The following is a 16595-nucleotide window of genomic DNA, read 5'->3' on the forward strand; positions in this document are numbered from 1 at the left end:
AAATAATAAATAGGTAAAAAATGTCAGGACATTACGAAGCTCCGATAAGGGAACCTCTAATTATTGGTCACAAAACTTATCACGATATCACAGAAGATATTGCACGACCTATCGAAGAAAGAGCAGGTAAATTATGGTGGATCTCATTATATGCTGCCTTAGTTCTATTCATCTATGGATTCGGCTGTATCGCTTATACTATCGGAACAGGTATTGGAGCATGGGGGCTTAACAGAACTATTAACTGGGGTTGGGATATTACCAACTTCGTATGGTGGGTAGGTATTGGTCACGCCGGAACCCTAATCTCAGCGGTATTATTATTATTTAGACAGAGATGGAGAATGTCTGTAAACAGATCTGCAGAGGCGATGACGATCTTTGCGGTTGTACAGGCGGCAATCTTCCCGGTAATTCACATGGGTAGAGTTTGGGTTGGATACTGGGTATTCCCATTACCAAACCAATTCGGTTCTCTTTGGGGGAACTTTAACTCTCCTCTACTTTGGGACGTATTTGCGATCTCTACGTATTTCTCAGTATCAACTGTATTCTGGTTCATGGGACTAATCCCTGACTTTGCAATGATCAGAGATAGAGCTAAAACTCCTTGGACTAAGAAGATTTATACATTCCTTGCATTCGGTTGGGGTGGTAAAGCAAAACACTGGCAAAGATTCGAAGAACTTTCTTTGGTTCTTGCAGGTTTAGCAACTCCGCTTGTATTCTCAGTACACACTACCGTATCTTTTGACTTCGCGACTTCAGTAATTAAAGGATGGCACTCTACGATCTATCCTCCTTACTTCGTTGCTGGTGCGATATTCTCAGGATTTGCAATGGTACAAACACTATTATTAGTTGCAAGAAAAGTGTGTCACTTAGAAGAGTATATTACAATGTATCATATCGAAATTATGAACATCGTAATCATCTTAACTGGTGGTATGGTAACTGTAGCTTACGCAACTGAATATTTCATCGGATGGTACTCAGGATCTAGATTTGAAGATTTCACATATCTTTCTCCAGGTGCTGCTGTAGGACCTTACTGGTGGGCATTCTGGTCACTGATCATCTGTAACCTTGTAATTCCAGCTTCATTCTGGTTCAAGAGACTAAGAACAAACATTATCTGGACGTTCATCGTTGCATTGATCATCAACATCGGTATGTGGTTCGAGCGTTTTGATATCATCGTTATCAACCTTTCTAGAGACTACTTACCAGGATCATGGACAATGTTTAAGCCAACGATCATTGATGTGGGTGTATACTTAGGAACAATCGGATTCTTCTCTGTATTATTCTTATTATATGCAAGAACATTCCCTGTAATTGCACAGGCTGAATTAAAATCGATTTTGAAAATCTCAGGTGAAACTTATAAAGCAAAAGAAGGAGATGAGCACCACTAAAATTGTATACGGACTTTATGCTGACGACGACGATTTAATGAACGGCGTTAAAGCATTCAACGATAAAGGAATCAAAATAAACGAAGTTTATACTCCGTTTCCGGTTCACGGACTAGATAAAGCTTTAGGGTTAAAGAAAACTAGAATTTCTGATGCTGCTTTCATCTATGCTTGTTATGGTGTTACTATCGGTGCTACTTTAACTTGGTATGTAATGAACCACGACTGGCCTCAGAACATCGGTGGTAAACCAGCATTTGACTGGGGACACAACATGCCTGCATTCGTAGTTCCAATGTTCGAATTAATGGTATTCTGTGCGGCTCACATGATGTCTTTAACTTTCTTAGTTAGAAACAAAATGTATCCAGGAGCTCCAGCTCAGAACCCGGATCCAAGAACTACTGATGATAAATTCATGATGGAATTCGTAACTGAAGATGTAGAATCTGTAAAACAGTTGCTAATTGAAACTGGAGTTGAAGAAATAACTGTTAAAGACGCTTAAAATGAAAAAGAATGTATTAAGAATTACAGCAGTTTTAGGTTTAACAACAGTTTTACTTAACTCTTGCGGACCAAAGGAGAATACTCCATTGGTATACTTCCCGGACATGTATTTTCCGGTAGCTTATGATCCATTGATGAAAGCTCAGGATGCGTATTCAGATCATGAAAATGAAATTCCTGCTTTTGTTAAGAATAATGGTGCAACAGGTCTTTCTCCAGTAGAAGGTTCAGTTGCTCAGAATAAAGATGGAGTTTTTGAAGAAAGCTTACTTCCAAAAAATGTTGACGAGTACAACGCAGGATATGATGCTTCTAAAAAACTAACGGCTTCTCCTTTGAACCCAGCTAATGCAGCTAAGGATCTTGAAAGAGGAAAAGTATTGTTTGACCACACTTGTGCTGCATGCCACGGAACAGGAGGTGATGGACAAGGACCAATTGTACAAACAGGGGCTTTCTCTGGAGTACCGAACTATGCTGACAGAGAGCTTACAGTAGGGTCTGTTCATTATGTATTAACAAACGGTAGAAACGCGATGGGATCTTATGCTGGACAGCTAAACCCTGGTGATAGATGGAGAGTGGCAATGTATGTGATGAGCGCCTTCAAAAAAGGAGCAGCAGCACCGGCAGCCGCAGCCCCAGCAACTGAAACGACTACCGAAACTAAAAAATAAGAAAAGAAATGTATAGTTTTTCACCAAAATTAAAATCAACTTCTATAATACTTCTTGTTGTAGGTTTAGTTCTGTTTGGTATTGGTTTCTTTATGAATAAAGGACTTTCTACTGAGAAAATAGAACACATGATGGAAGCTGTTCATGCTTCTGGTCATACTGCTCCTACACACTCAAGTGAAATGGTTGGACCTCAAGACCACGCAGCTCACCTTGAGCACGCGGAAATGCAGGTACACAACCAGCCTTTAGCAGCAATACATTTTGTAGCTGTATTTTTCTTTGGAGTAAGCTGCTGCGTATTATTCTTCTATTCTATTCAGCACGCTGCACATGCAGGATGGCCAATTATCATTACAAGAGTAATGGAAGCTATCGCTTCTTTTATCCCTTATGGTGGTGCAATTCTGGTTATCTTAATGATCTTAAACATCACTCATAACGGACACTTGTTCCACTGGATGGATCCAGCTTTAACAAATCCTGATGATCCACACTTTGATGTGATCCTATTCGAAAAGAAAAAGTTTTTAAATATTCCTTTCTATGCAGTAAGAACTTTAATCTATGTGATTGGTGCTTCTTTCTTCGCTTGGAAATTAAAGGCTCAGTCTAAAAAAGTAGACGAAACTAAGTCTAAGGTAGAGTATCAAATGCTTTACAGATGGTCAGTAGGTTATATTGCATTCTTCGGATTTGCTTCTGCTGCTTGGGCTTGGGACTGGTTGATGTCTATTGACCCTCACTGGTATTCTACAATGTATATCTGGTATTCAATGGTTAGCTGCCTGTCAAGTGGTATTGCTGTAATCATTCTATTAAGTGTTTACCTTAAGAAAAATGGTTTCTTACCACAGTTCAATGACAACCACTTACACGACTTAGGAGTATTCCTTTTCGCTACAAGTATGCTTTGGACATATACATGGTTCGCTCAGTTCATGCTTTATTGGTATGCAAACGTTCCGGAAGAGGTTAACTACTTCTTCGGAAGATTCCAACACTACTCTCCTACTTTCTTACCGATGCTAATCATCAACTTCTTATTACCATTATTGGTATTAGTAAGTAGCAGCATCAAGAGAAACTACAAAGTAGTTACTACAATGGCTGTAGTAGTTATTTTAGGACACATCCTAGACTACTTCAACATGGTAATGCCAGGAACAGTAGGACCTTACTGGAACACTCCGGAAGTATTCTTACTTGTTTTAGGAGCAATCCTATTCGTAGCTGGATTATTTATGTTTACTGTACTTTCAGCGTTAACTAAGCTTAAACTGATTCCTACAGGAAACCCATTCTTACACGAATCTGAAATTTATGAGTATCCTTTCTAAGGAACTTGTAACAAAATAAAACTATAAAAGACTGATTGTTTAAACGATCAGTCTTTTTTTTGTTCTAATTTGAATAATCATCTTCACAGAATTATATTAAGACTGCTCTATAAGCTAATACCAAAATAATATCCTACTATGAAAAGAATTTACCTGTTCTACATTATCTTTAGTTTGATCTCCTACTTTACGAATGCACAAACCATTACTTTTATATCTGAAAAAACGAATAAACCACTTTCTAAAGTTTCAGTATTTGGCAGAGATGGAAGTATCCTCGCCTACTCAGATATTGATGGAAAAATCGAAAAGCAATCACTGATCCCTTCTCAGGAAAAATTTCAATTGGTTTATAATAATTTCCCTGTGGCTACTCTTTCGTATTCAGAACTCGATCAATCTGTCATCAAAATCAATGATCAGGTAAAAGAAATTGAAACTGTAGTGATCAAGAATAATAAGCCGGCAAAATATATTCTTCTTAAAGGAAACTTTAATTCTTACGTTACTGTCAATAACAAATTAAACGGCTATGCTGATGGGGTGATCACTTACATTTTTGATAATAAAACAAAAAAATTAAAAAGTACAAACGTGGAACAGTATAGAATCTACAGACTGATTGATCCAAAAGAGGAAAAAAAACAAACAGCAAGCTGGGATTATGGGAACTCGCTGAATCCTCCAAAACTTAAAAAAGTAGGAAATCTTGAAGAATATAAAAAGAAGAATACAAAAATTAAAGAACTTAAAGGAGCTACAAAAGATGAAATAGAAGTTACAGGAGCCTATTTACAACAAAAAGAATTTGCCTTATTTGGATTCCGATTTTTTGATTTAAAAGGCATTCAAAATATCGCTTTTGAAAAAGATTCTCAAAAGAGCCTCAAAGACCTTCTTGAGTTTAATGAAACAGAATATATTAAACTAAAACACAAAAGTGAGAAAGATTATAATCAGGTTGTTTCTTACGAAAATTTCTACACAACCGAAATCAGTTTCAGCAATGATAATAAAACTGAAAGTGTGAAATTCAATACGGAAATCAGCAATTATAAAACTCAATACTGGCAAGACGCTTCATTCCCTAATATGCAGACGATTTTCAGCAGTTTCTTTAAAGCCGACCTGCAGGAAAAACAAAACAAAAAATAAAATCAACTATTAATAAAGGTTTTACTAAATTTGCAACAAACCAAATAAAAATGAAAAAGTTTTCTTTTCTACTTGTTTTCAGTCTGTTGCTTTTTACAGCATGTAAGAAAGATCATGTAGATGCTACGAATACTAAAACGCTGCAGTCAAGTATTAATGATATGACTTCCAGCCTACCTACCATTAAGCAGATTAAGTTTAATGAAGCTCTTTATATCCTTAAAACATTTGGCGTAGAGGCTGATGGTGATGTAAATGAACTAAAAGCTCTTGGAAAACTGATCAACGGGAAGAAAGTTCCTGAAATCATGTCTCTTGCTGACGAAGTGGCTCAGAAAAATGGTATAGAATGGGTAAGTACTGACCCGCCATCTCTAGGTGAAATGAATATCTTCGGTGATGATAAAGCTAAAGAAAGTGACCCGAATGACGTAAAAGCCGGAGCATTAAGCATTGTTACAAGACCAACAGGTGATGATGGAAGTGGTGCGCCTACTGCTATTCAAATTGTACCCAGACTTGTAGATGCAGCAGGAAATCCTGTCTCTTTTACAGGTGCCGGACTTGAAGCGACACTAGAAGTATTCAGTAACGGAGTGAGACTTTCTACAGCTAAAAACTTAATGCAGGATAACAACTTTAAAGGATTTAATCTTAAATTCTCTTCTATTCCGGCATCTAAAGTTGTAGATAATAAAATAGACATCACTGTTTCAGTAAAAACAACTGCAAAGACGTTCAAAATGTCAAAAATCGGGCTTGATGTAAATGCAGCTGCCCTAAAAGTACCGGCAGTTCCTAAAACTGATACTGCTGCTGTACCACAACAACCAAGTGCTGTGGTAGATCCGAATAACCCATCTACAACTACTCCATCTTCAACTACAGATCCTGCTACAGCAACACCTGCTGCTCCTGCTGCTCCAAAACAGCCAACAGCAGATCCTAAGAATACGGTTAGCAAGTTCTTGAGCAGTGTAAGCTCTCAAAACCTAAAAGCTGCTTATGACGCATCCAATAATCCAAGCTGGGGAAGCTATGAATCTTTCTCTAACCCAAATTCTGGTTTTGGTGCAGTAAAAAATGTAAGCGTAAAAAACATTACAACAAGTGCTGCGAATGCTAATGGCGCAAGTGTAAATGCTACGTATGATGTAACGGATAAGAGCGGTAAAACAACTTCTCTGAAAGTAACTTTCGGACTTAAAAATGTAAACGGAGACTGGAAAATTTCCAGCTATAAAATCAATCCATAAATGGCTTCACCAGAACTGATCAGAAAATTAGAAGAAACAATTGAAAATATTTCAGACTTTCCTATTCCCGGGATTCAGTTTAAAGATATTTCGCCTATTTTTTTAGATCCTAAACTTTATGAAGATGTAATTGCAGACCTTGCTGCTAACAGTAAAGGAAAAGTAGATGCAGTATGCGGAATAGAAAGCCGTGGTTACCTGTTCGGAATTGCTATTGCTGTAGCTTTAGAAGTTCCTTTTATCTTAATCAGGAAGGCAGGCAAACTTCCACCACCAGTCATTTCAGAAAAATATGATCTGGAGTACGGAAGTGCTGTTATTGAAACTCGTGAAGGACAGATAAAGCCAGGACAAAGAGTTTTAATTCACGACGATCTTTTAGCAACGGGAGGAACTACTGAAGCAGCCGCTAAATTAGTAGAAAAGCAAGGTGCTACTGTTTCACAATTCAGTTTCCTGATTGGTTTAAAAGACCTGAAGGGAGATGAAAAGCTGAAAAAATTCGGTGCAGAAGTCTACCACATTTTAGAATATTAATCAGAACAGATAAAAAATTAATGCTTCGTAACTATGTTTTCGAGGCATTTTTATTATCAACGGTTGATAATTCATAACATTTATAGAATAATGCTCTAAAAGTATTTTGTAAATCTCTAAGAAACAATTAAATTTGCAATTCAATTTTTAAAAACTTATGGCAAAATTGGGAAAGAATGCTCAGAACGAGCAAGAAGGTAAAGAAACGGTTGAGTTCTTCAAAGATCTTGACAGAGAAGCCTTAAACACTGAGAGATTTCTTGAAAAATATTCAAAACCTTTAGGTATTGTATTTGGAGTTTTAGTTTTAGGAGTTTTAGGATTCTTCGGATATAAGCAGTTTGTAGTTGCTCCTAAAAATGCTGAAGCTGTAAAAAGTTTCCTTGCTGCTCAGAAAAACCTAAATGAAAATAAAGAAAAAGAAGCTTTAGGTGGAAAATCTGCTGCAAACCCAGGTTTCATTGGTACATCTAATGAATATTCCGGAACAAGCATCGGGCAATTATCTGCTTACAACGCTGGTTTATTGAAATTCAAAGAAGGAAAATTCCAGGAAGCTTACGATCTTTTAGATAAATTCTCTTCTGACAACAAAACGCTAATGGCAATGAAATATGGTGCTATGGCTGATGCTAAATCAGGATTGAACAAAAACGATGAAGCTTTATCATTACTAGACAAAGCAGCTACTGCGTCTGATGATCCTTATACTACTTATTTCTTCACAAGAAAAGCAGGTATTGTAGCTTTAGGATTAAAGAAAAATGCAGATGCTAAAAAATACTTCTCTGCAATTGACGAGAAATACCAGGATTATGACAACGGAATGTCTGATTCTTACATTGAAATGACTAAATATTATTAAAAAATGGCAACAGTTAATCTTTCCGATTACAAGCCACTTCATATAACCAATGCCGAAGATTTTTCTATCGGCATTGTTTTTTCTGAGTGGAATGATTTTGTAACGTACAATCTTCGTGACGCAGCTTTGGAAATCCTTGAAAAAGAAGGCGTAAAACCTGAAAATATTAAGCTTTTCCCTGTTCCCGGAGCTTTTGAATTAAGCTACGCTAGTATGCAGCTTTGTAAAGAAAGAAAATATGACGCAGTAATTTCTATCGGGTGTGTAATCCGTGGTGAAACGCCTCACTTTGACTATGTATGCTCTGCAGTAGCGCAAGGAATTAAGGATTGTAATATCATGACGGATACTCCTACAATTTTCTGTGTATTAACAGATGATACCAAAGAACAGTCTATCGCAAGAAGTGGTGGTGATCTTGGTAATAAAGGCGTTGAAGCAGCAGTTACAGCTTTAAGAATGATTGATTTCAAAAAGAATCTGTCTGATAAAAAAGGAAATATCGGTTTCGGACATTCCTAATCTTTGATATACTTTAACAATATATGGGACTATTTTTTAATAGTCCTTTTTTTTTGTTGAAAGGTTTTAGGATAATGCTAAATGCATTGAACATTTGTTTAATTTACACGGCTAAACTCTTAAAATCTTACTAATAAATATTATGTTTTACTTTTTTTGATCTAAAATTTGTGTACAACAACTATCTTTGTGAAAATCGTATAGACCGAAATTCATGTTTCTAAAAAAAGTAAAACCCTTCCTGTATCTAGGAGCTTTTTATCTTATTATCTCACTGATTATAAGAACAGTATTCTTTTTTCATCCCATTACAACTGCCAGTTTCAGTTTTTTTGAGGTAATCAAAGTACTTTTTATAGGTGTTGTGAATGACTTCTTTGTCTTCATACTTGCCAGTTCCCTACTCGCTCTCTATTTTCTGTTCCTTTCCAATTCAAAATATAAAAAACCATATGGCTATGTTATTTTTGGAATGTTAGTCTTATTTTTTCTTTATATATGGCTGATTCCTAATAATATTTTCAAGCAATACGGAGGCTCTGTCACTGAAATTGCACTTTCTTTTGTAGGGCTGAAAACATTATTGTTCGGATTAATGCTTTTCCTTCCCACCCAAAGAATCAGGATCCGTAATGTATTATACTTTATTACATTGTTTCTGTATGTTATGTCTATCATATTCAATGGAGTAAGTGAATACTTTTTCTATAATGAATTTGGAGTCCGCTACAACTTTATCGCTGTAGATTACCTGATCTATACGAATGAAGTGATTGGAAATATCATGGAAAGTTATCCGGTAGTTCCATTATTCTCTGCAATATTAGCTGTTACTATCGCTATTACATGGTTCATTTATAAAAAAACAAAGGATGAATTGCTTGAGCTTCCAAATTTTAAACAAAAATTAATTTTACTGGGGACATTTGCTATTCTTTGTGCTGTAAGTTTGATGGTAATCCCTTCATTAATGCAGATAAAGTCTGATAACGTTTTCGCTGATGAAATTGAAGCTAACGGAATTCCTAAGTTCTATTGGGCATTTACTCATAATGAACTGGATTATTTCCAATTCTATTCACAACTTGATCAAAAGCAGGCAGAAAAGAACTTCCTGAGCCAGTTTCCGCAACATACACTATCCAGAAATATTGTTGCAGAGCAGCCTGAAGCAAAGAAAAACGTAGTTTTAATCTCCATTGAGAGTCTTTCCGCTGATTTCCTGGAACATTATGGAAACACGCAGAAGATTACTCCTTTTCTTGATAGCCTTGCTGAAAAGTCACTTATGTTTACCAATCTGTATGCTACAGGAAACCGAACTGTACGCGGATTGGAAGCTTTAACCCTTTGCATTCCTCCTACAGCTGGAGAAAGTATCATTAAAAGGGATGATAACAAGAATAAATTCACTACCGGAAGCGTTTTCAAATCAAAAGGATATGATGTTAAATATCTTTACGGCGGATATAGCTATTTTGATAATATGCAGGACTTCTTTGAAGGCAACGGATATGATATTGTAGACAGAAATAACTTTAAGCCGGAAGAAATCACCTTTGCTAATGTTTGGGGTGTTGCAGATGAAGATATGGCAAGAAAAGCAATTCAGGTCATGAATGCTGAAGCGAAATCAGGAAAACCTTTCTTTAATCACTGGATGACGGTTTCCAATCACAGACCATTTACATATCCTGATGGTAGAATTGATATTCCGGGAACAGCTAAATCTCGTGAAGGTGGTGTAAAATATACAGACTATTCTTTAAAACTATTCTTTGATATGGCAAAGAAACAGGATTGGTATAAAAATACAGTCTTTGTAATTGTTGCTGACCACTGTGCATCCAGCGCCGGAAAAACTGAACTTCCTATGGATAAATACAGAATTCCTGCAATGATCTTTTCTGAAGGATTTATCCAGCCTCAAAAATTCGATGCCCTGATGTCTCAGATTGATCTGATGCCTACTCTTTTCGGATTATTGAATTTCAGCTACCAATCTAAGTTTCTGGGACAAGATGTTTTCAAACCGGAATTCCAGCCTAAGGCGTATATTGCGACTTACCAGGATCTCGGATTTGTAAAAGACAATCGTTTAACCATCATTTCTCCTGTTAAAAAAGCAAAACAATATTCTTTAGAGCTGGAAAACAGTAATTTGGCACCTGAGTTTAAGCTATATTATGACGAGAAATTATTAAAAGACAAGGACCAAAAGCTAGTGGATGATGCCATTTCAGCATATCAGTCAACATCGTATTGGCTGAAGACCAAACAACTTAACAGATAATTTTATATTTTAGAATATGAAATATTCGTTTTTAAATAAGAGGATTACTTTCGGTATCCTCTTATTTTATTTTACAACATTACAGAGTCAAAATATTACGGTTATCAATGCAACCCGTGAGTCTGTGGTGATAGAAAATAGCAATCAGTCTACAAAGCTTAACAGCGGGAGTAAAAAAGAATTTTCAGGGGTAAATTCTATTTCAATCAAGGGTTCGAACCTATCCAGAACTATCAATATATTTTTAGAGCCTAAGGAAAAACTATCTATAACTATTGAAAAGGACAATAAATTGTTATTAACCGGAGATCATTCTTTTCTTCATGAATATATTTCTGAGAATCTCAATGCAGATCTCTTTGGAAAGATTCAGCTTTATGAACAAATTGGTGAAAAGAAAAATTTCAACGAACTAAAAACCGTTTCAGAACTACTACTTGTAGACATATTAAAAAAAGTAAAACTACCCAGCATAATAGTTTCTCCTGAAGATAATAGCTCAACAAAAAGATTAAAGAACCATATTAAATATAACTGGCTTTCTACGTTATTCACTACTTTTAGCCGAAGAGATAAAGTCTTCAGAAAAGAAGCTCTCAATTATTATTATAAAAAATATATAGAAACAGATATAAAAACATATCGATGCAATAACTTCTTAGATTATAGCATCATTGAAGCTTTAGCAAAAAACAAAGACCTTTTACAGGTAAATCTTCCAACATATCGTATTATAGAGCATACGGAAGATGATACCAGCACTCAATACCTTCCTATCAGCTGCCAAAAACAATATTTTACAGATAAATACAATTATCTGGAGCATATCAACGGGCATAATAAAGATTATTATAAAAGAATTTTGGTAGAAAAGTTCAATGATCAGTAAACCATTTATAACTTAATAAATTATCGTAAACTTTAATTTTATAAATTTACGGATACAAAAAAACATATTATTATGAGATGGACAGACGACAGAGGCGGTAACGTTGATGATCGCCGTGGCTCCGGTGGCGGAGGTGGTATGATCGTAGGTGGCGGACTCGGAACTTTAATTATAGCAGCCATTGTTTTCTTTTTGGGCGGAGATCCTTCCGGCATACTGAACTCCGGCAGCGTACAATCTTCCGGCAACTCTGAAAGCAGAGAACTTACTGTAGAAGAAAAAAAGATTGGTGAAATGGTAGATATGATGGCAAAATGGAACATCACTACATGGGATCAGATCTTTAAAGAAAATGGGATGACTTATTCTAAACCTGCAGTTGTACTTTTTGAAGATACAACGAATTCGGCATGCGGAACAGCTCAGTCTGCAATGGGACCTTTCTATTGCCCCGCAGATCAAAAAGTATATATGGATATGAGTTTCTTTGGTGAACTTCAGCAGAGATTTGGTGCCAAAGTAACTGAATTTACTGTAGCCTACGTTCTTGCTCATGAAGTAGGACACCATGTACAGACTCTCTTAGGAACCACACAGAAAGTAGATGCGTTGAGAAGAAGCGGAAGATATTCCGAAGCTGAAATGAACAGAGTATCTGTTGCTACAGAATTACAGGCAGATTTTTATGCAGGAGTTTGGGCAAGACGTACCGATGATTCAAAAAAAATTCTTGAACCCGGAGATATACAATCTGCTATAGATGCTGCTGAAGCCGTAGGAGATGATAATATTCAAAAGAGAGGACAAGGATATGTGAATCAGGAAAGTTTTACCCACGGATCATCAGCACAACGTAAAGAATGGTTTATGAAGGGATATAACACCGGTGATATCAGACAGGGTGACACTTTCAACCAACTTTTGAAATAATAAAATAAACTTACATGATACAATAAATGCCAGTGAAGATCTTCACTGGCATTTTTATTTCTGCTTTCTTCCTGATTTAAACCTAACAGGTTTTGAAAACCTGTTAGGTTTAGCCAGAATACATTTTTATTGTAGCTCAATCGGATTGCTGTTCTTTTTAGCTTCTTCTTTTACCCTTTCCTCCATTCTTTTTCTCATATCAGCAGGATTTTGATTACCACCAGAACCTCTTCCTCCGCCCATTCTCATTGGAGCAGATATTCCCCCAGCTCCTTGGGTCATAAATGACATTGGATCTGTTTTGAACTTTTGCTGCTGCTTTACAAAATCTGTTCTTTTCACTTTTAAAGTATTACCAAATTGATTCAGCGTTGGTAAATCAGTGATCTTATAATTTCTCATTAAATCAAAAGAATAATCTCCTTTATCATCTTCTGCTTTTACCACCAATCCCGGCAGTCCTCCAAACTTATACGGACCATCCTGATAAGGCAGATCCGTAGTAAACCACGCCGTCCATTTTCTGCCTGCAAATTCTGTTTCTGCTTTCTGAACCTTATACGCTCCTATTTTGGTAGTTTCCGAAGAAATTATCCACGTCAGTGGTCTGTCTTCTTCATAAGAATACATATCTCTTCCTATTCTGTCTTTAAAATAAGTCTTCTGATTCGTTTTATCTTTTTCTACCGTATAATTGATATTCGTTCTTAAGCTTTCCATCTGATCTCTGTTGATATTTCCTCTTCCACCGCCACCTTGAAACGCTTTTTTCATAATAGAATCTCTTTTAATTCTGTTTTCAGAGTAAAAAACCGATTTTTCCGGAGAAATATCAAGATATGCATTTTCAGTTTTAATATCTGTTTTATTTTCAGCATCCGGCTTCATCGTTACCTGATATACAAACCTGTTTGCTTGGGCTGAAACCTGCTGTATAAAGAGTGCCAGAGCAATAATGCCTAATTTTTTCATTATAAGTTAATTTATGTTTTGGATTTCAAAAGATTACCAAGGTTAAACTCATCAATGATAAAAATCGATAAAATAAAAATGCTGATTTTTATATCCTGATTTTTGTTCGTATTTTTGCCTCATTAAATCATTCTAAATAAATACAATGATAAAAGTATCAGACTATGCAAAGGAGAAAGCCATCCAACTTATGACGGAAGATGGTTTTAACCCTGCTGAAGATTATATAAGAGTTGGGGTGAAAAGCGGCGGATGCTCTGGTTTAGAGTATGTTTTAAAGTTTGACAACCAAAAAACAGACACAGATCAGATTTTTGAAGATAATGATATTAAGATTATTATAGATAAAAAATCCATCCTTTATTTAGCAGGAACCACTCTTGAATATTCAGGAGGATTGAACGGAAAAGGATTTGTTTTTAACAATCCGAACGCATCCAGAACATGTGGATGTGGAGAATCATTTAGTCTTTAGAGAAAAGACATAAGATACTAGACGTCAGAAAAATGATGAGGTCTAAAATCTGAAATCTAAAAAATAGTAATGAGTAAATACACTGAAGACGATTTAAGAGTCGATCTAGAAAATAAAAAATACGAATTCGGTTGGGAAACTAAAATAGATTACGAAGATTTCCCGATTGGTTTAAATGAGGATATCATCCGTGCAATCTCCGCTAAAAAAGAGGAGCCGGAATGGATGACTGAATGGCGTTTGGAGTCTTTCAAAATCTGGCAGAAAATGGTAGAGCCTAACTGGGCGAATATCAAATATGAAAAACCAGATTTTCAGGCAATCCGTTACTACGCTGCTCCAAAAGCAAAACCAGAATTGGAAAGCCTTGACCAGGTAGATCCTGAATTATTGAAAACTTTCGAAAAGCTAGGGATTAATATCGAGGAACAAAAAAGACTTTCAGGAGTTGCTGTAGATATCGTAATAGACTCAGTTTCTGTAAAGACAACCTTTCAGGATACTTTGATGGAAAAAGGAATTATTTTCTGTTCTATTTCTGAAGCGATCAAAAATCACCCTGATTTAGTAAGAAAATATCTTGGAAAAGTAGTTCCGAGAGGAGATAACTTCTATGCAGCATTAAACTCCGCAGTATTCTCTGACGGAAGTTTCTGCTATATTCCAAAAGGGGTAAAATGTCCTATGGAACTTTCTACTTATTTCCGTATCAATCAGGCAGGAACAGGACAGTTTGAAAGAACGCTTGTTATCGCAGACGAAGGAAGTTATGTTTCTTACCTTGAAGGATGTACAGCACCATCAAGAGATGAAAACCAGCTTCACGCCGCTGTTGTTGAGCTGATTGCTATGGATAATGCGGAAATTAAATATTCAACAGTTCAGAACTGGTACCCAGGTAATGAAGAAGGAAAAGGAGGAGTATTCAACTTTGTAACGAAAAGAGGTCTTTGTGAAAGAAATGCAAAAATCTCATGGACACAGGTTGAAACAGGTTCTGCTGTAACATGGAAATATCCGTCTTGTATTCTTAAAGGTGATAATTCTATCGGAGAGTTCTACTCTATCGCAGTAACGAATAACCACCAATACGCCGATACAGGAACAAAAATGATCCACATTGGAAAAAACACCAAGTCTACAATCATTTCCAAAGGTATTTCTGCAGGAAAGTCTCAAAACTCATACAGAGGACAGGTAAAAGTAATGCCTTCTGCAAAAGGAGCAAGGAACTTTTCACAATGTGATTCACTATTGATGGGTAATGAATGTGGAGCACACACTTTCCCTTACATTGAAATTAAAGATCCTACGGCACAATTGGAGCACGAAGCAACGACTTCAAAAATCGGAGAAGATCAGATTTTCTACTGTAACCAAAGAGGTATCGATACGGAAAGAGCAATTGCTTTGATCGTAAATGGTTTCAGTAAAGAAGTATTAAATAAACTTCCAATGGAATTTGCTATTGAAGCACAGAAATTACTTGAAATTTCATTAGAAGGTTCAGTTGGATAACCCATTGAAAAAGATAGTCTCTATGAAAAAGTTCTTATTGGTATTTTTTGGGTTTATTTTTGTAAGTTTTTCTGCTCAGGAGAAAACAGGATTTCAATTATCAAGTCATATTCTTGATATTTCACAGGGACAACCTGCAGGAAAAGTTGAAATAGGACTGGAAAAATATAATGAAAACACAAAACAATGGGTTTCTCTTGGTAAAAAGCAAACTGATAATAATGGCAGGGTTTCAGATTTTTTACCATATCAAAAAGCCGGTAATAACGGAAAATATAAACTTGTATTTTTCATAGAAGATTATTACAAACATAAAAATATAGAAAGCTTCTATCCGTCTATTGAAGTAATATTCAAGATCAAGGACAACGAGCATTATCATGTTCCGATTACTTTATCACCATTTGGATATTCCACGTACAGAGGAAGCTAGTACAATTATAAAAAGAAAAAGTTAGCAAGAATGTTACAAATTAAAGACCTTCACGCCAAAATTGAAGACGGCGCAGAAATATTAAAAGGGATTAACCTTGAAATAAAGCCAGGCGAAGTTCACGCTATTATGGGACCAAACGGAGCCGGTAAGTCTACCCTTTCTTCTGTAATCGCTGGAAAAGAGGATTACGAAGTGACAGGTGGAGAGATCATCTTCCGAGGAGAAGACATCATTGAAGATGCTCCTGAAGACAGAGCACACAAAGGAATCTTCTTATCTTTCCAATATCCAGTGGAAATTCCGGGAGTTTCTGTAACGAACTTCATCAAGGCTGCTTTAAACGAAACAAGAAAAGCAAACGGATTAGAAGAAATGCCGGCAAAAGAAATGCTTGCATTGATTCGTGAAAAATCTGAAAAATTAGGAATCAAAAAAGATTTCCTTTCAAGATCACTAAACGAAGGATTCTCAGGAGGTGAAAAGAAAAGAAATGAGATCTTCCAGATGATGATGCTTGACCCGAAATTAGCTATTCTGGATGAAACAGATTCAGGATTAGACATTGATGCACTGAGAATTGTTGCAGACGGTGTAAATGCTTTTAAAAACGAAGGAAATGCAGTTCTTTTGATTACTCACTATCAAAGATTGCTTAACTATATTCAGCCTGACTTCGTTCACGTTTTAGCTAATGGAAAAATCATCAAAACAGGTGATAAGTCTTTAGCATTAGAACTTGAAGAAAAAGGGTACGACTGGCTTTTAAATTAATTTGAAAGATTAAAGCCAATAAAAATAAAAA

At 36.0% G+C, this 16595-nt stretch carries 17 protein-coding genes; 16 read left to right on the forward strand and 1 reads right to left on the reverse strand.

Annotated elements, in window-relative coordinates:
• The first annotated feature begins 20 nt into the window (after positions 1 to 20).
• The 12 genes from nrfD to ypfJ all read left to right on the forward strand — a co-directional run bounded on the left by nrfD (position 21) and on the right by ypfJ (position 12392).
• Positions 21 to 1418: an NrfD/PsrC family molybdoenzyme membrane anchor subunit gene (gene nrfD, locus AC5YGG_RS01740; protein WP_065395681.1), complete on the forward strand. Its 1398-nt coding sequence runs from the start codon at positions 21 to 23 to the stop codon at positions 1416 to 1418.
• Positions 1405 to 1926: a DUF3341 domain-containing protein gene (locus AC5YGG_RS01745; RefSeq protein ID WP_047098680.1), complete on the forward strand. Its 522-nt coding sequence runs from the start codon at positions 1405 to 1407 to the stop codon at positions 1924 to 1926. The genes nrfD and AC5YGG_RS01745 overlap by 14 nt, the downstream gene beginning before the upstream one ends.
• Before the next feature lies 1 nt (position 1927).
• Positions 1928 to 2605: a c-type cytochrome gene (locus AC5YGG_RS01750; protein ID WP_496142694.1), complete on the forward strand. Its 678-nt coding sequence runs from the start codon at positions 1928 to 1930 to the stop codon at positions 2603 to 2605.
• 8 nt (positions 2606 to 2613) lie between these two features.
• Positions 2614 to 3945 (forward strand): quinol:cytochrome C oxidoreductase, encoded by a 1332-nt coding sequence (locus AC5YGG_RS01755; RefSeq protein ID WP_496142695.1) that lies wholly within the window; start codon positions 2614 to 2616, stop codon positions 3943 to 3945.
• Between the two features lie 138 nt (positions 3946 to 4083).
• On the forward strand, positions 4084 to 5100 hold the full coding sequence (locus AC5YGG_RS01760) for a hypothetical protein (RefSeq protein WP_496142696.1): 1017 nt from the start codon (positions 4084 to 4086) through the stop codon (positions 5098 to 5100).
• Positions 5101 to 5150: 50 nt separating this feature from the next.
• A complete protein-coding gene (locus AC5YGG_RS01765; protein WP_496142697.1) occupies positions 5151 to 6356 on the forward strand; it encodes a hypothetical protein in 1206 nt (401 codons plus the stop codon).
• Positions 6357 to 6893, forward strand: coding sequence for an adenine phosphoribosyltransferase (locus AC5YGG_RS01770; protein WP_496142698.1), 537 nt, complete (start codon positions 6357 to 6359; stop codon positions 6891 to 6893).
• A gap of 157 nt (positions 6894 to 7050) precedes the next feature.
• Positions 7051 to 7758, forward strand: a complete 708-nt coding sequence (locus AC5YGG_RS01775; RefSeq protein WP_496142699.1) for a YfgM family protein — start codon at positions 7051 to 7053, stop codon at positions 7756 to 7758.
• Between the two features lie 3 nt (positions 7759 to 7761).
• Positions 7762 to 8280, forward strand: a complete 519-nt coding sequence (ribH, locus tag AC5YGG_RS01780) for a 6,7-dimethyl-8-ribityllumazine synthase (protein WP_065395674.1) — start codon at positions 7762 to 7764, stop codon at positions 8278 to 8280.
• Positions 8281 to 8494: 214 nt separating this feature from the next.
• Positions 8495 to 10573, forward strand: a complete 2079-nt coding sequence (locus AC5YGG_RS01785; RefSeq protein ID WP_496142700.1) for an LTA synthase family protein — start codon at positions 8495 to 8497, stop codon at positions 10571 to 10573.
• Between the two features lie 16 nt (positions 10574 to 10589).
• Positions 10590 to 11462 carry a hypothetical protein gene (locus tag AC5YGG_RS01790; protein ID WP_496142701.1) on the forward strand — a complete coding sequence of 291 codons (873 nt, stop codon included), beginning with the start codon at positions 10590 to 10592 and terminating at the stop codon, positions 11460 to 11462.
• Positions 11463 to 11534: 72 nt separating this feature from the next.
• A complete protein-coding gene (gene ypfJ / locus AC5YGG_RS01795) occupies positions 11535 to 12392 on the forward strand; it encodes a KPN_02809 family neutral zinc metallopeptidase (RefSeq protein WP_496142702.1) in 858 nt (285 codons plus the stop codon).
• A gap of 126 nt (positions 12393 to 12518) precedes the next feature.
• Here the strand turns inward: ypfJ and AC5YGG_RS01800 are convergent, their stop codons facing one another.
• Positions 12519 to 13364: a GLPGLI family protein gene (locus tag AC5YGG_RS01800; protein WP_496142703.1), complete on the reverse strand. Its 846-nt coding sequence runs from the start codon at positions 13362 to 13364 to the stop codon at positions 12519 to 12521.
• A 145-nt stretch (positions 13365 to 13509) separates the two neighbouring features.
• On the opposite strand from AC5YGG_RS01800, the gene AC5YGG_RS01805 reads away from it, so the two are divergent.
• The 4 genes from AC5YGG_RS01805 to sufC all read left to right on the forward strand — a co-directional run bounded on the left by AC5YGG_RS01805 (position 13510) and on the right by sufC (position 16564).
• Entirely contained in the window at positions 13510 to 13839 is a 330-nt protein-coding gene (locus AC5YGG_RS01805) for a HesB/IscA family protein (protein ID WP_047098035.1), read from the forward strand.
• A gap of 69 nt (positions 13840 to 13908) precedes the next feature.
• Positions 13909 to 15357, forward strand: coding sequence for a Fe-S cluster assembly protein SufB (sufB, locus tag AC5YGG_RS01810; RefSeq protein ID WP_496142704.1), 1449 nt, complete (start codon positions 13909 to 13911; stop codon positions 15355 to 15357).
• A 22-nt stretch (positions 15358 to 15379) separates the two neighbouring features.
• On the forward strand, positions 15380 to 15790 hold the full coding sequence (uraH, locus tag AC5YGG_RS01815; RefSeq protein ID WP_496142705.1) for a hydroxyisourate hydrolase: 411 nt from the start codon (positions 15380 to 15382) through the stop codon (positions 15788 to 15790).
• A gap of 30 nt (positions 15791 to 15820) precedes the next feature.
• Entirely contained in the window at positions 15821 to 16564 is a 744-nt protein-coding gene (sufC, locus tag AC5YGG_RS01820; protein WP_496142706.1) for a Fe-S cluster assembly ATPase SufC, read from the forward strand.
• Positions 16565 to 16595 lie beyond the last annotated feature (31 nt).

Source organism: Chryseobacterium sp. CS2K3 (genome assembly GCF_059515185.1).

Excerpts from the sequence above, each read along its gene's own strand:
- ypfJ (WP_496142702.1), top strand. The coding sequence starts at position 11,535 with ATGAGATGGACAGACGACAGAGGCGGTAACGTTGATGATCGCCGTGGC.
- AC5YGG_RS01765 (WP_496142697.1), top strand. The coding sequence starts at position 5,151 with ATGAAAAAGTTTTCTTTTCTACTTGTTTTCAGTCTGTTGCTTTTTACA.
- AC5YGG_RS01755 (WP_496142695.1), top strand. The coding sequence starts at position 2,614 with ATGTATAGTTTTTCACCAAAATTAAAATCAACTTCTATAATACTTCTT.
- ribH (WP_065395674.1), top strand. The coding sequence starts at position 7,762 with ATGGCAACAGTTAATCTTTCCGATTACAAGCCACTTCATATAACCAAT.
- AC5YGG_RS01775 (WP_496142699.1), top strand. The coding sequence starts at position 7,051 with ATGGCAAAATTGGGAAAGAATGCTCAGAACGAGCAAGAAGGTAAAGAA.
- AC5YGG_RS01770 (WP_496142698.1), top strand. The coding sequence starts at position 6,357 with ATGGCTTCACCAGAACTGATCAGAAAATTAGAAGAAACAATTGAAAAT.
- AC5YGG_RS01745 (WP_047098680.1), top strand. The coding sequence starts at position 1,405 with ATGAGCACCACTAAAATTGTATACGGACTTTATGCTGACGACGACGAT.
- sufC (WP_496142706.1), top strand. The coding sequence starts at position 15,821 with ATGTTACAAATTAAAGACCTTCACGCCAAAATTGAAGACGGCGCAGAA.
- AC5YGG_RS01790 (WP_496142701.1), top strand. The coding sequence starts at position 10,590 with ATGAAATATTCGTTTTTAAATAAGAGGATTACTTTCGGTATCCTCTTA.
- uraH (WP_496142705.1), top strand. The coding sequence starts at position 15,380 with ATGAAAAAGTTCTTATTGGTATTTTTTGGGTTTATTTTTGTAAGTTTT.
- AC5YGG_RS01800 (WP_496142703.1), bottom strand. The coding sequence starts at position 13,364 with ATGAAAAAATTAGGCATTATTGCTCTGGCACTCTTTATACAGCAGGTT.
- AC5YGG_RS01805 (WP_047098035.1), top strand. The coding sequence starts at position 13,510 with ATGATAAAAGTATCAGACTATGCAAAGGAGAAAGCCATCCAACTTATG.
- AC5YGG_RS01750 (WP_496142694.1), top strand. The coding sequence starts at position 1,928 with ATGAAAAAGAATGTATTAAGAATTACAGCAGTTTTAGGTTTAACAACA.
- AC5YGG_RS01785 (WP_496142700.1), top strand. The coding sequence starts at position 8,495 with ATGTTTCTAAAAAAAGTAAAACCCTTCCTGTATCTAGGAGCTTTTTAT.
- AC5YGG_RS01760 (WP_496142696.1), top strand. The coding sequence starts at position 4,084 with ATGAAAAGAATTTACCTGTTCTACATTATCTTTAGTTTGATCTCCTAC.
- sufB (WP_496142704.1), top strand. The coding sequence starts at position 13,909 with ATGAGTAAATACACTGAAGACGATTTAAGAGTCGATCTAGAAAATAAA.
- nrfD (WP_065395681.1), top strand. The coding sequence starts at position 21 with ATGTCAGGACATTACGAAGCTCCGATAAGGGAACCTCTAATTATTGGT.